Source organism: Arthrobacter rhizophilus (assembly GCF_026241105.1).
GTDB lineage: Bacteria > Actinomycetota > Actinomycetes > Actinomycetales > Micrococcaceae > Arthrobacter.
In genome coordinates, this window is sequence record NZ_JAPFFT010000004.1 from 146,562 (window position 1) to 158,363 (window position 11,802).

Genomic DNA, 11,802 nt, shown 5'->3' on the forward strand with positions numbered 1-11,802 from the left:
GGATCACCCGAGGGGGCACCGTTTTTTGCGCGGATTTCCGGGCCGCGTCCGAGGCTTGGACGGTGTGATCCAGCAAAATCCGTCGGGCATCGCCATTCGGTAGATTTGGAGGCATGCCCATGAACGCTGCGCTGCAAGGAATCGCCGACGCCGGCCACGCCACCCACGCCCACACTGGAGCGTGGGTTGCCGCCCAGCTTCGGCAGCGCATCTCCGACGGCCTGTTGCCGCCCGGCACGAAGCTTTCCGAGCAGGCACTGTCCGAGGCACTCGGCGTTTCCCGGAACACCCTGCGGGAGGCCTTCACCGTGCTTGCCGGTGAATCCGTGGTCCAGCGCATCCCTAACCGTGGGGTGTTCGTGGCCGCCCCCGGAGCCGATGACGTCCGGGAAATCTACCGGGTGCGCCGCCTTATCGAACCGGCGGCCGTTCTATGGGGAGACGTCCCTGCCGAAGCCCTCAATGCCATGGACGTCATCATCGACAAGGCCCGGGCAGCCCTCGTGGAAGGATCGGTTGCCGGCATGGCAGACGCCAACCAAGAACTGCACAAGGCCTTGGTGTCGTTGTCGGGAAGCGCGTCCCTGGAGGCCCTGATGGAGAAGGTGCTGGCCGAGATGCGCTTGGTCTTCCACGCCATGGCCACCACCCCCGACTTCCACGGCCACTATGTGGAACGCAATGCTGCCTTGGTTGCCCAGATCCGCAACGGTCAGCGCGAAGAGGCCGCAGCCGAGTTGCGCCGCTACCTGGACGGGGCGGAGCACGAGCTCTTGGTGCACATCGGGGCTATTCCCTAAGCCTTCAACGAGGCCTTTAGGGTGCAGAAACACCCGCCGCTGCTTCGGCTTCGGCCATCGCAACGTCCAACTGCTCGACGGCGCCGGCATAGTCCGTCCCGGCGGCGATGCGGCAGCGCTGGGCTTCTTGGAGCGCGCGAACCAACGCGGCGGTTTGGGGAATGTTGACGTCGCTCATGCCTGGGAAGTCGATGCCTTTGGCGGGGTCGAGTTCATACCTTTGCCAGCGAGCCAAAAGGGCGTCGTGACGGGCAGCGGCATCGGCATACCCTGGCCGGTTTTCCGGCCTGCTTTGGCGCTTCTGCTCCAGTTTCCGGCCGACGGAGAATGCCGCAAGCGCGGCACCAACGCCCAGGATGAGCATCAAGAGCCCGACGGCGGGCGAGGCCAACGCAGGGATGACGACGGCCGGGACAACCACCACCAGCCCGGCGAAGACGTTCCAGAAGACGGCGTCGGGCTCTTTGACAAGGTCACGGTCGCGGTGTGCGGGCGGCCCGGCCAAGGTGACGTGTCCGCCGTCGGGAGCTCCTTGTGCGACGCCCTTACGGACGGCATGGACCGTCAAGGCAACAGCGCACATGAGCAAAATTGCCCACAGTCCGATCTGCCAGACCGTCAGCTGGACCCCAGTTGTGGCGGGCATCGGACCACCTCCAAGCGAATGCGCACCGCTCTAAATTCAGTATGCGCCGAGGAAACGTTGGAGGCGAGGGCCTGATTTGGGCACAAACGCAAGAAGGCAGTTCACCCCGGCTGGGCTGATCTGCCTTCCTGTTGAAATCGGGTGGAGCTTAAGCGTGGTCCCGCTTGGATGTCTTGGGTGCGTCCCGCTTGGCTGAGGCGTTTGCCTTGGCTTCCTGGGTAGCTTCCTTTTTGGCAGCTTCGTCCTTGATGCGCTTCGCCTCGGAACGTACGGCTGCGTGGGTGGCGCGCTCGACAACGAGCCACTGGGGCGGGGCTTCCAGCAGTTCGGTGATTTCAGCTGTCGTCAGGGGCTCGGTGATGCCGCCCCGGGCGAGACCGCTGATGGAGATGTTCAGCTTCTGGGCAACCACGGGGCGCGGGTGCGGGCCTGTCCGGCGGAGCTCGGCGAGCCACTCCGGTGCGTTGGCCTGGAGCTCGGCGAAATCGGCGCGGGTGATTTCCGAATCCTGGAACTCCTGGGGTGTTGCGGGCAGGTAGAGGCCAAGTTTCTTGGCAACGGTGGCCGGCTTCATGGACTGGGAGTTTGCAGAGGTCATGGTTCAAGGGTATCTGCCGCCGCAGGGAAGTGGCACAGCGGCTGACGGGATCGCCCGGACGTTGCTCCGAGCGATCGGCGGCTGCGGGATCGGCAGATAGCCGGTCACATACGGTTTTGCGGTCAATAGTTCTTATTGAAAGCGCATATGAGGTTCTAGGATGAATTCATGCCGCATATACGAGTCTCAGAGGCCGCCCGCTTCCTCGGCGTGAGTGACGATACCGTCCGCCGTTGGATTGATCACGGAGCCCTCACCGGAACAAAGGACGAGTCCGGCCGCCTGGTGGTGGACGGGCTTGAGCTTGCCCACCTGGCCCGTGAGCAGGCGGCGCTGCCCGAGGACCCCAGCAAAGTGGGCCGTTCTGCGCGCAACCGCTTCGTAGGGCTCGTCACCGGCATCACCACGGACAAGGTAATGGCCCAAGTAGAGATGCAATGCGGACCCTTCCGCGTGGTTTCCCTCATGAGCAGCGAAGCCGTCCGGGAACTTGGCCTTGAGTTGGGGTCCGTTGCAACGGCCGTCGTCAAGGCCACCACCGTCATTGTCGAAACGGCGCAGGGAAAGAGCATCACGTGAAAATCGCCCGCAGGAACGTTGGGGTTTTGTTGGCGGCAGGGAGCCTGATTGCCGGACTCGCTGGCTGCGCCGGCACCCCCGGATCAGGTTCGCCCAGCGCCACTAGCAGCAGCGCCGTAAGCGCCGGTTCCCCAAGCGGCAGCTCGCCCCAGCTCTCCGGCACCGTCACGATATATGCCGCCGCTTCCCTCAAAGCAACATTCACCAAGCTGGCCTCCGAGTTCGAAGCCAAGAACCCCGGCACCAAAGTGGTCTTGAGCTTTGCGGGCTCCTCAGACTTGGTCACGCAGATCACCCAGGGAGCCCCCGCGGATGTGTTCGCTTCCGCTGACACCAAGAACATGGGCAAACTCTCCGACGCCTCCCTCGTGGACGGAAAAGCAACGAACTTTGCCACGAACGTCCTGACCATCGCTGTCCCGCCGGCCAACCCGGCGTCGATCGCTTCCTTCGCGGACCTCGCGAAACCAGGCGTAAAGGTAGTTGTCTGCGCCAGCCAGGTACCGTGCGGGTCTGCCGCCCAGAGCGTGGAAAAGGCCACCGGCACCACCATCAAGCCCGTAAGCGAGGAGTCCTCCGTGACCGATGTCCTTGGCAAAGTGAGCTCGGGCGAGGCCGACGCCGGCTTGGTTTACGTCACCGACGTCAAGAGTGCCGGTGACAAGGTCAAGGGCGTCCCGTTCCCCGAGGCCAGCAACGCCGTCAATACCTACCCGATCGCCACGGTGGGCACCAGCAAGCACAAGGACCTGGCCGCCGCATTCATCAGCCTGGTCACCGGCGGCGAGGGCAAGAAAGTCCTGGGAGACGCGGGCTTTGGCGTACCGTAGGCGTTGATGAACTACAGCGGGGTTCCACGGTGGGTCTACGGCTTGGCGGCAATGGGTGGCTTGTTCGTCCTGCTGCCGTTGGCTGCCATGGTGGCAAAGGTCGATTGGTCCCGCTTCATCCCGCTGGTGGCCTCCGAGTCCTCGCTGACGGCGCTGGGGCTTAGCCTACGTACTTCCGCCGCGAGCACCGCCCTCTGCGTCCTCTTCGGCATCCCCTTGGCGCTGGTCCTTGCCCGCCGGCCATTCCGCGGGCAGCGACTCCTCCGCGCCTTCGTCCTCCTGCCCTTGGTGTTGCCGCCGGTAGTGGGTGGCATTGCCCTGCTTTACACCTTTGGGCGTCAGGGGCTACTGGGCAAGAACCTTGAGCTCGTGGGGATCCAGATCGCCTTTTCGACGACGGCGGTGGTCCTGGCCCAGACGTTCGTCGCCTTGCCGTTTCTGGTAGTCAGCCTCGAAGGCGCCCTGCGGACGGCCGGCAACCGCTACGAAGCCGTTGCCGCGACGCTCGGCGCCCGCCCCGCCACCATCTTGCGACGCGTGACCGTGCCTATGGTCCTCCCCGGGCTCGCTTCCGGAGCGGTGTTGTCCTTTGCCCGCAGCCTCGGGGAATTCGGGGCCACTCTGACTTTCGCAGGGAGCTTGCAGGGGGTCACACGGACCCTGCCACTGGAAATCTACCTTCAGCGCGAGACCGACGCGGATGCCGCCGTCGCCCTTTCGCTGGTGCTTGTTGCGGTGGCGGTGATCGTCGTCGGGCTGTCCTACCGGCGTCCGCACCGCGCCGACATTCCGGCGGAGGCCGCGGCATGAGTTTCCACATCGACGCTACCGTCCGCGCCCGCAACGTTGACATTTCATTGAGCGTTGGGCCGGCGGAAACCGTGGCGATCCTGGGGCCAAACGGCGCGGGAAAATCGACACTGCTGTCCGTCGCTGCGGGACTCTTGCGGCCCGACGCCGGCTCTGCCCGCCTGGGGGAGCGGGTCCTGTTCAACCTCGACGGCGGCAGCCGGGTGTGGACCCCGCCGCACCTTCGGGGGACGGCCTTGCTCGCCCAGGAACCATTGCTTTTCCCCCACCTGAGCGTCCTGGAAAATGTGGCTTTCGGCCCGCGCAGCGCAGGTGCTTCGCGGGCGCAGTCACGCGAAACGGCGCGGCACTGGCTTGCCGAAGTCGACGTCGCACAGTTGGCTGAACGGAAGCCCGGCGAGTTGTCCGGAGGGCAGGCCCAGCGCGTTGCCGTGGCCCGGGCGTTGGCAGCGAGCCCCGAGTTGCTGCTCCTTGACGAGCCGATGTCTGCCTTGGACATCCATGCCGCTCCGCACCTGCGCCGGCTCCTCAAGCGCGTCCTGTCCGGGCGTCGCGCCGTCATCATCACCCACGATGTCCTGGATGCCCTCATCCTCGCGGACCGGGTGATCGTTATGGAAAAGGGCAGGATTGTGGAGGAAGGCCCTACACGGGAGGTATTCCGGCGCCCCCGAAGCCAATTCGCCGCCGGACTGGCCGGGGTGAACCTCCTCGCGGGCACAGTCACCGAAGACGGACTCAGGACGTCCGCCGCGGCGGGCGGCGCCAGCCTGCATGTCGCGGGACATCTGGATGATGAAGCAGAACCGGGCCAGCCCGGCGTCGCCGCCTTCCCGCCGTCGGCCGTTTCAGTGTTCCTCGACGCGGCACACGGCAGCCCGCGCAACTCATTCCCGGTTGCGATCACGGATCTTGAACCGCACGGTGACCACATCCGGGTCCGGGCCGGAGATCTGGCAGCGGACATCACGCCCGCTGCGTCCGCCGAGCTGGGACTCGAACCGGGGTCGCGCGTCTATTTTGTGGTCAAAGCCACGGCAGTCCAGGTGTACGCGGCGTAGCTTGGCGGGCGCTGCGTTGCCGGATGGTGCGCGGTACTGTGAACTGGTGCCTGCCGATCAAGAATCCCTGCCCGCCTCCGGAGCCCCCGACGCCTCCGCTGCCGAATCCAGCGGTCCCCGCGAGCTGCGCTTCGCTTACGTCGCCGGCGTGACGCCCGGGAAGTGGATCCGGCGCTGGGAGGAGCGCATGCCTGGTGTTCCGCTGCACTCGTTCATGTCCGACGGCGGTGCGCAGCTTGCGGTGTTACGCGACGGTTCAGCGGACCTCAGCTTTGTTCGCTTGCCAGTGGACCGCGAGGGGCTCAACGTCATCCCGCTCTACGAAGAGCAACCCGTGGTGGTGGCTCCGAAAGGCCACGAAATCTCAGTGTTTGAAGAGGTGGCACTGGAGGATCTCGCGGAAGAGAACTTCCTGGATGTCGGAGAGATGGGCGGGCCGGAGATGGCCATGCGGGTGGTGGCTTCCGGTGCCGGTCTCGTGATCCTGCCGATGTCCGTGGCCCGGCATTTCAACGTCAAGGACACGGTGGCGCGTCGCCTGACCGGGGCGGAAGGGACGCAGATCGCCCTGGCGTGGTTGAGCGACGCCACGAACGAGGTCATTGAGGAATTCATCGGGATCGTCCGCGGCCGCACGGCCCAGAGCTCTCGGCAGCCTTCGGCGCAGCAGGAGAAACCCAAGAAGGCCCCCAAGCCGGACCGGCGCGGCACCGGCGCCAAGAAGCCGGCTGTTGCCCAGCGCTATGCCCCGAACCCGGACAAGGGCCGCGGCAAGGGCTCCCGCAAGAAAGGAAAGCGCTAGGCCATGGGACTTGGAGCGAAGCCGACCATCCGGGACGTCGCCAAGAGCGCGGGTGTTTCCCTCACCACCGTGTCCTATGTGTTATCCGGACGCCACGGCGGCACCACCCGCATCAGCGAGTCGACGCAAGCGCGTGTGCAGGCGGCTGCGAAGGAGCTGGGTTACGTGCCCAACCAGGCGGCCCGCGGAATGCGTCGGGGCAAGACCGATCTGGTCGCTATTGCCATCGGCGATCTCGAATGGCCCTGGGACCGTGCTTTGGCTACGGCTGCTGCACGCATCTTGCCCGAGCACGGCTACCAGCCCGTGATCCTCATCGGCGAGGGGTGGCGGCGGTTCATGCTCTCCGGCGGTGCCGATGGCGCCATCATTGGTGCCCTTCCTCCCGGCACCCTTCTTGACCTCACGGTAGGCGAGCTCGCCCGGCGGGGAGTAGCCCAGGTTGTCATCTCGGACACCATGCAGCCTGCCGGTTTCGACGTCCTGGCCCCCGGATCTGCCGGTGGGACCCCGGAACCGGAAGCCCTCGAAGGCGCCATCACGCTCCTCCTAGACCGGCTCTCCGGCCGCACCATCGGCGTTGGAACTACCATGGCCGCGCCTTGGGAGTTCCGGACACCGTAGCTTTCCCTACCCAACTAACTCGCATTTGTTGTCGTTATGGGGGCTCATAACGACAACAAATGCGAGCTACTTGGGCCCGGCAGGGCTAGCCCGCGTTGACCGTGCTCGCTAGGCGTTCGCGCATCCGGGCTCGGCTGTCATGGGTCCTTAGCTATTGGTCAGGCGGTAACGCTCAATCTGCTTGAGGCGCCGCTGGAGGCTGTCCCGCCGAGGGTGGGGGACGACGTCGGCAGCCTCGGCGGTGAGGTCGATGTGTTCGGTGCCGTACTGCCACAGCAGGAGATCATCGAGGAGGCGGTCCGGTCCGGGGGAGTAGCGATGGTCCAAGGCTTTGCGGACCTCGGTGATCCGGTTGGCGCTGAGGAGTCCGGCGAGCTCCACGGTCTTGTTCAGTCCGTGTGCGGCGAGAAGCTCCGCGGCCCAGCCCCAGTCGTCATCAACTTTACGGTCAACGTGGGGAAGGAGCGTCCGCCAGACGTCCCGCACACGGTTGGGCGTGAGGGGCATGGAGCCTTCGCCCTCCAGATCCCAGTAGCCGCGGACTTCCTCGTAGCGTTCGTGGAGATCGGCGAAGGCGCTCTCTACTGTTTCCAACATGGCCGCGGTCGCGGTGAATTGGCGGTCGAAGTGTGGCGTCCAGGCGCGGGGATCCTCGGCCTTGAAGCGGATGTCGTGTTCGATCTCGCTCCAGGCGTGCGCAAAAACCGTGCGGATCTGGCATTCGAAAAAGTAGCTGCCATTCGGCGGAATGTCTGGATTGAAGACCTGCTGGTAGGCCTTCACGGTTTCGTTCTGGATGGTGCGCAGGATGAGGTGGCGGCTCGAATACCCATACGTGCCGGACTCGATGGAGCCGATGTCCTTTTCAAGGTCGCCGCGGCAATCGAAAAGCTGGCGCTGGCGCTTGATGAGGTTGGCCACCGCGGCGTTCTCGGCCGGAAGCTTGGTGATGACGCGCAGCCCCACCATGTCATTCAAGGTCCGGAACGGGTCCGGGAACTTCAGCACCCGCGGGCCGCCATCCAGCGGCACTTCGGTGCGCGAAATCTTCTCCCGGAAGGATTCGACCGTCTTGGTGCGTCCCGTGACGAAAAGGGGCACGGACTCGCTGTTCTTGAGCATGTCCCGCAGAGTCAGCAGGACGTCACGCGTGACAAGCTTCAAGGCAGGCCGGACGCGGGCATAGAGCTCCACGTTCGCCTGTACCGATTCGCGCAGCTCAGGATCCAAGCTGTCCCAATTGCTAGCCATGCCTCCAGCTTACGGGGACGGGCTGACAGTTTCGGGAGCCGGCTGCGCTAACAATATGGGTCGGCCTTGTCCTCCAGGTAGATCGAAGTAGTGCAGGCGCTACCGATGCGAAGCCTGGAAACAGGCGACATCGTATTGGGAAGTGGGCGAGTAGTGCTGTCCTCCCACGCCGCCGTTGGTGCTGTTGATGCCTGGCTCGTTGAACGGTGATCCCGGGCTGTTGGCGGCATTGCCCGGCGTGTTCGGTTCGAGCGCTTGGCAGGACTGATTAGGCCGCCCGGTTCCAGGCGGGTTTGCCGCTGATGCGGGCGAAGCAACGGCCAGCACACTCAAAGTCAATGCCACAAGAACCGACGCGGAGATACGACGGATCATTGGAATCACCTCCGGATTAAAGAAGCTTTCCCGCGACGCCGCGGGAATTGAAGCGAGGGTCGCGCTTCACCCCTGAGATTACGCTCGCGCTCTTGATCCAGAAAGGCTTTGCGTTGACGCTCAGACCTCGGCTCCCCCTCCGCGCCGTCCCTCCACGATAGGCTCGGCACAAAGGAGGACACGATGAAGCGGCACAAGTACTACTACGGCGGCCACTCCAGTCAATGGGGCGAGCTGTTCGTACCGGACAACTCGCTGGAGGCGCACCGCAGTCGGCACGACGGAGTGGTGGTGGTGATCCACGGCGGCTATTGGCGCTCGCAATACGGCGCAGAGCTCGGTGAGCCGATTGCCAGGGACCTCGCCGCGCATGGAATCGCCGCCTGGAACCTTGAGTACCGCAGGGCCGGAAACGGTGGCGGGTGGCCGCACACGTTCGAGGACGTCCTCGATGGAATCGACCATCTGGGGGAGATTGCCGGCACGCACGGACTCAACCTGGCCAAAGTGGTGGCGCTGGGACACTCCGCTGGCGGCCACCTTGCGGTCTGGGCAGCCGGCCGTGAAAAGCTCTCCAAGATTGGCGCCCCCGATGCCGATCGGCAGATCCATCGGCACGACAACGGCACAGCGGTGCGGCTGACCGGCGTCGTGAGCCAGTCAGGGCTGCTGAACCTGGCCGATGCCGAGCGACTCAACCTGAGCAACGGTGCAGTCGACAACCTCATGGGCGGCGACTCCGTAAGATACCCCAAACGGCATATTTATGCGGACCCCATGAGGTCACTCCCCATCAGTGTTCCGGTCTTCGCCGTCCACGCTGCCGCTGACGAAGATGTTCCGTGCAGCCAGTCTGAGGCCTATGTTGCCGCTTCGACTGCATCCGGAGGCGCAGCACAGCTCCTCAAGGTACCCGGGGACCATTTCGACCTGATCGACCCCAGGGCGGTTGCGTACAAGAAATGCCGCGAGTTGGTGCAACGGCTGCTGGCGTGACGGACTTCTGACAAGTCACCAACTGTCATTGCGAGACGCGCACTACATCTGCGTGGCAGAGTTGTCCCATGCTGACAGTCATAGGTGAAGCCCTGGTTGATGTGGTCCAGCGCTCCTCGGGAGTCGACGCCCACGTGGGCGGCAGTCCGCTCAATGTTGCGGTGGGGTTGGCCCGGCTGGATCACGCCGTCCAGTTCATCGGCCGCTTCGGCAAGGATGCCTACGGCGACTCGATCGCAGCCCATCTGCGCTCCAGTTCCGTCATGGTTCCTCTGCCGCCGGACGAGAATCCCACCAGCGTGGCTACCGCCTTGATCGACGACGACGGCGCGGCCAGCTACACGTTCGACCTCACCTGGGAGCTTCCCGGCTTCGCAGCGCGGCTACCGTTCATGCTTCAGGGGACATCCCTCCTGCACACGGGCTCCATCGCCACCATGTTGGAGCCGGGTGCAGCGGAGGTCCTTGCCGCCGTCGAGCATGCCCACCCGAACGCGATCATCAGCTTCGATCCCAACTGCCGGCCCAGCATCATCACAGACCGGGACTATGCTCGCGCCCAAGTGGAGCGCTTCGTTGCCCTCTCGGACGTAGTCAAAGCTTCCGATGAGGACCTTGAGTGGCTCTATCCCGGCGTCGACGTCCTGGATTCCGCCCGGCGCTGGCTCCGCTTAGGCGGTAGTGCCGGGCCCGCCGTCGTCGTGGTCACGCGGGGAGCGGACGGACCGTGGGGAGTCACGGCCTCGGGCGAGGCCCAGGTGGACGCCCCGAAGGTAGGCGTGGCGGATACGGTGGGAGCCGGCGATTCCTTCATGGCTGCGCTCCTCTCAGGGATCGTCGATCACGGACTGGCCGGGGCACAAAACCGGGACGAGCTGCATGCGATGCCCGCCGAAGTGCTCGAAGGGATCCTCAATCATGCAGCGCTCGCCGCGGCTATTACTGTCTCCCGGCCAGGCGCGAACCCCCCGACACGCGCGGAAATCAACGCCCAGAGTGCCCTTGAGGCTGGGGCCAGCATTGAAAGGCAGTCATGAGCTACGCCGACCTTCCCCGCGTCCAAGCCTTTGATCTCACCAGCGAATCGCTCAGAGATGGTGACGCACTCGAGCCGGCACAGACCAGCAAACGCTTCGGCGTGGCCGGGGGCGAGGACGAATCTCCGCAGCTGAGCTGGAGCGGAGCACCGGATGGCACCAAGGGCTACGTCGTTACCGTCTTCGATCCCGATGCCCCCAAAGCCGGTGGCTACTGGCACTGGGCCGTGGTCAAGATCCCGGCCAGTACGAGCTCCTTGCCGGCGGGCGCGGGCACTCAGGGTGGTTCGCACCTGCCGTCCGGCGCTTTCCAGTTGAAGAACGACGCCGGGTTCCCCGGTTATCTGGGTGCCGCGCCTCCGCCGGGACACGGCCCGCACCGGTACATCGTGGCCGTGCACGCCGTCGATGTCGAAGAGTTGGGCCTCGACGCCAGCGCCTCCACCGGTGCTCTTGTCCGCAAGCTGACGTCGCATACCTTGGGGCGGGCTGTGATCACGGGCCATTTCGAGCGCCGCTAATCCTGGCGCGCTCTGTGGCCGAGGCTGACCCCACGTAGACTGACATAATGCGGCTCGTAGCTAGTGATATTGACGGCACCATCCTTGGCCATGACGGCCAGATAAGCAGCCGCACCATCCGCGCCTTCCATGCTTGCCGTGACGCGGGCATCGAGGTGGTGTTCGTGACCGGGCGGCCGCCGCGCTGGCTCTACCCGCTCCGCGAACAGATCGGCCACACTGGCACCGTCATCTGTTCCAACGGGGCCGTGGTGTGGGATCTTGAGGCTGCCAAGCTGATTTCCGCCGATGCCTTGAGCATCGAGTCCGTGCTCGAGGCGCGCCGGATCATCAAGCAGCTCCGGCCCGACGCCTTGTTCGCGGCCGAAACACTCACGGGATTCCACCTTGAGCCGGGTTTCATCGAGAACGAAACCAGTGAGCTCCTGGCCGAGTTCACTCCCGCGCGGTTGGAGGAAACGCTCACCGCGGATGACGCCGTCGTAAAGTTCCTTGCGGTGACACGCACCGGCAGCCCGGACGATTTCCTGGCAGAGGTGCAGCCCGTCGTCGCGCATCTCGTGGCGACCACGCACTCAGCGCCTCGGACCGCACTCCTGGAAATGTCCGCTCCCGGCATCAACAAGGCCGTCACGCTGGCCGTATACGCGGCATCAAGGGGCATCGAGGCCGCGGACGTGGTGGCTTTTGGTGACATGCCCAATGACGTCGAGATGCTGCGCTGGGCCGGCGACGGTTACGCGATGGCCAGCGGCCACCCCGAGGCCATCACCGCCGCGGGCCAGCAAGCACCGCATTTCGACGACGACGGCGTGGCCCAGATTCTCGAGGCAAAGCTCGCTTCCCTGCGGGTCTAGTCAGTCGTGCACTCG

General features: G+C 65.0%; 15 protein-coding genes. 11 read left to right on the top strand and 4 right to left on the bottom strand.

What is annotated here, in order from left to right; translation table 11 throughout:
• Positions 1-113 precede the first annotated feature (113 nt).
• Positions 114-800: a GntR family transcriptional regulator gene (locus OOZ51_RS05775; protein ID WP_265978227.1), complete on the top strand. Its 687-nt coding sequence runs from the start codon at positions 114-116 to the stop codon at positions 798-800.
• 16 nt (positions 801-816) lie between these two features.
• Here OOZ51_RS05775 and OOZ51_RS05780 read toward each other — a convergent pair whose 3' ends face one another.
• Both OOZ51_RS05780 and OOZ51_RS05785 read right to left on the bottom strand, forming a co-directional pair.
• The gene (locus tag OOZ51_RS05780; protein WP_265978228.1) at positions 817-1,446 is read right to left on the bottom strand and encodes a hypothetical protein; all 630 of its coding nucleotides are present in this window, start codon (positions 1,444-1,446) and stop codon (positions 817-819) included.
• Between the two features lie 148 nt (positions 1,447-1,594).
• Positions 1,595-2,044 carry a DUF5997 family protein gene (locus tag OOZ51_RS05785; RefSeq protein WP_265978230.1) on the bottom strand — a complete coding sequence of 150 codons (450 nt, stop codon included), beginning with the start codon at positions 2,042-2,044 and terminating at the stop codon, positions 1,595-1,597.
• A gap of 168 nt (positions 2,045-2,212) precedes the next feature.
• Between OOZ51_RS05785 and OOZ51_RS05790 the strand changes: the two genes are divergently transcribed.
• The 6 genes from OOZ51_RS05790 to OOZ51_RS05815 are packed head-to-tail and all read left to right on the top strand — an operon-like array spanning position 2,213 to position 6,750.
• Complete coding sequence (locus OOZ51_RS05790) at positions 2,213-2,623, top strand: TOBE domain-containing protein (RefSeq protein WP_265978231.1); 411 nt, start codon at positions 2,213-2,215, stop codon at positions 2,621-2,623.
• Positions 2,620-3,453 (top strand): molybdate ABC transporter substrate-binding protein, encoded by an 834-nt coding sequence (gene modA / locus OOZ51_RS05795; protein WP_265978232.1) that lies wholly within the window; start codon positions 2,620-2,622, stop codon positions 3,451-3,453. Before OOZ51_RS05790 ends, modA begins: the two co-directional genes overlap by 4 nt.
• 6 nt (positions 3,454-3,459) lie before the next feature.
• Positions 3,460-4,263, top strand: a complete 804-nt coding sequence (locus OOZ51_RS05800) for an ABC transporter permease (protein WP_265978234.1) — start codon at positions 3,460-3,462, stop codon at positions 4,261-4,263.
• A complete protein-coding gene (locus tag OOZ51_RS05805) occupies positions 4,260-5,324 on the top strand; it encodes a sulfate/molybdate ABC transporter ATP-binding protein (protein WP_265978235.1) in 1,065 nt (354 codons plus the stop codon). Before OOZ51_RS05800 ends, OOZ51_RS05805 begins: the two co-directional genes overlap by 4 nt.
• Positions 5,325-5,370: 46 nt before the next feature.
• Positions 5,371-6,126 carry a LysR family transcriptional regulator substrate-binding protein gene (locus OOZ51_RS05810; RefSeq protein ID WP_416346348.1) on the top strand — a complete coding sequence of 252 codons (756 nt, stop codon included), beginning with the start codon at positions 5,371-5,373 and terminating at the stop codon, positions 6,124-6,126.
• A 3-nt stretch (positions 6,127-6,129) separates the two neighbouring features.
• Complete coding sequence (locus tag OOZ51_RS05815) at positions 6,130-6,750, top strand: LacI family DNA-binding transcriptional regulator (RefSeq protein WP_265978237.1); 621 nt, start codon at positions 6,130-6,132, stop codon at positions 6,748-6,750.
• Between the two features lie 147 nt (positions 6,751-6,897).
• Here the strand turns inward: OOZ51_RS05815 and OOZ51_RS05820 are convergent, their stop codons facing one another.
• Positions 6,898-8,001 carry a GTP pyrophosphokinase gene (locus OOZ51_RS05820; RefSeq protein WP_265978238.1) on the bottom strand — a complete coding sequence of 368 codons (1,104 nt, stop codon included), beginning with the start codon at positions 7,999-8,001 and terminating at the stop codon, positions 6,898-6,900.
• A gap of 99 nt (positions 8,002-8,100) precedes the next feature.
• Positions 8,101-8,376, bottom strand: a complete 276-nt coding sequence (locus OOZ51_RS05825) for a hypothetical protein (RefSeq protein WP_265978239.1) — start codon at positions 8,374-8,376, stop codon at positions 8,101-8,103.
• A gap of 183 nt (positions 8,377-8,559) precedes the next feature.
• On the opposite strand from OOZ51_RS05825, the gene OOZ51_RS05830 reads away from it, so the two are divergent.
• The 4 genes from OOZ51_RS05830 (at position 8,560) to OOZ51_RS05845 (ending at position 11,787) form a co-directional block, all read left to right on the top strand.
• Positions 8,560-9,372, top strand: coding sequence for an alpha/beta hydrolase (locus tag OOZ51_RS05830; protein ID WP_265978241.1), 813 nt, complete (start codon positions 8,560-8,562; stop codon positions 9,370-9,372).
• 68 nt (positions 9,373-9,440) lie between these two features.
• A complete protein-coding gene (locus OOZ51_RS05835) occupies positions 9,441-10,409 on the top strand; it encodes a carbohydrate kinase family protein (RefSeq protein WP_265978242.1) in 969 nt (322 codons plus the stop codon).
• Positions 10,406-10,930 carry a YbhB/YbcL family Raf kinase inhibitor-like protein gene (locus OOZ51_RS05840; RefSeq protein WP_265978243.1) on the top strand — a complete coding sequence of 175 codons (525 nt, stop codon included), beginning with the start codon at positions 10,406-10,408 and terminating at the stop codon, positions 10,928-10,930. The genes OOZ51_RS05835 and OOZ51_RS05840 overlap by 4 nt, the downstream gene beginning before the upstream one ends.
• Positions 10,931-10,977: 47 nt before the next feature.
• Positions 10,978-11,787: an HAD family hydrolase gene (locus OOZ51_RS05845; protein ID WP_265978244.1), complete on the top strand. Its 810-nt coding sequence runs from the start codon at positions 10,978-10,980 to the stop codon at positions 11,785-11,787.
• Positions 11,788-11,802: the final 15 nt, after the last annotated feature.